The organism is Bradyrhizobium oropedii (assembly GCF_020889685.1).
Lineage (GTDB): Bacteria > Pseudomonadota > Alphaproteobacteria > Rhizobiales > Xanthobacteraceae > Bradyrhizobium > Bradyrhizobium oropedii.
Map to the genome: position 1 here is coordinate 1 of NZ_JACMYO010000441.1, position 1,157 is coordinate 1,157.

Annotated in this window: 1 protein-coding gene; it reads left to right on the plus strand. The window is 62.4% G+C overall.

What is annotated here, in order from left to right:
* Positions 1-185: 185 nt before the first annotated feature.
* On the plus strand, positions 186-1,058 hold the full coding sequence (locus H8A95_RS43155) for an IS4 family transposase (RefSeq protein WP_229188468.1): 873 nt from the start codon (positions 186-188) through the stop codon (positions 1,056-1,058).
* Positions 1,059-1,157: the final 99 nt, after the last annotated feature.

Consider the following 1,157-nt stretch of genomic DNA (forward strand, 5'->3'; position numbering starts at 1 on the left):
GTCGGCCCTGCGGGTGGACGAGAAGGGCGTGGGGCTGTCCTTTCACCCGGTCATCGCGGTGGACGCCAATACGGGAGCGACACTTGGGCTGGTCGACAACCTCTTTCTGACGCGCCAGGGCGGCGAACGCGAGAAGCGCAAACAAAGGACATTTGAGGAAAAGGACAGCCGACGCTGGCTGTCGGGTGCCGAGAGCGCCAGCGCTTGGCCGAAGCTGGAGCGACTGCGTCACGGTCGTCGAGGATCGCGAAGGCGACATCTACGAATGCTTCGCCTTCAAGCCGGCCAATGTGGAAAAGCTGGTGCGCGCCGCTCAGGACCGCAGCCTCGTCGATGGAGATTTGCTGTTCTCCAAGGTCGAGGCGTGGGACGAAGCTGGCCGCATGACGGTGGAGTTGCCGGCTGCGCCCGGCCGGAAAGCTCGCAAGGCCGAGTTGTCCATCAGATTTGGCAAGGTGGAGATCAAGCGGCCGAAACATCATGCGGCCAGCGGCGGGCTGCCTGCAGCCATCAGCGTGACACTCGTTATCGGCCGCGAGATTGATCCTCCTGAAGGAGAGGATCCGGCGCTGTGGTTCCTGCTCACCACCCATCAGGTCAACGACATTGCCGATGGGCGTCGGATCATTGGCTTTTATCGTTTGCGCTGGACCATCGAACAACTGTTCCGCACGATGAAGACCAAGGGCTTCGATGTCGAGGCCCTGCGGCAGGAGCAGGACGGACCGCTCGAAAAGCTCGTCACGGTCATTCTGATCGCTGCGATCAAGGTGATGCAGCTCGTGGCTGAGCGCGACGGCGAAACCAAGCGCCCGCTCCATGACGTCTTTGATCCCGACGACCGGCCCGTCTTGGAGCGGGTCTGCCAAACCCTCGAAGGCAAGACCGCCAAGCAGAAGAACCCGCATCCTAAAGGCTCGCTCGCCTATGCCGCGTGGGTCTTCGCAAGGCTCGGTGGTTGGACCGGCTACTACGGAAAGCCAGGCCCCATCGTCATGCTCACAGGCCTCACTCAGTTCCACGCCATCAAGCATGGGTGGAGCCTCCGAGACGTGTGAATCTCGTAGCCTTGCGGGGGAGGGTTGGGGAGAGGGGTGGCCGCGAGTCGCACTGTTGGTTTGTCGCGGAGAGAGTCGTGCGTACACCGGTTGCCTCCA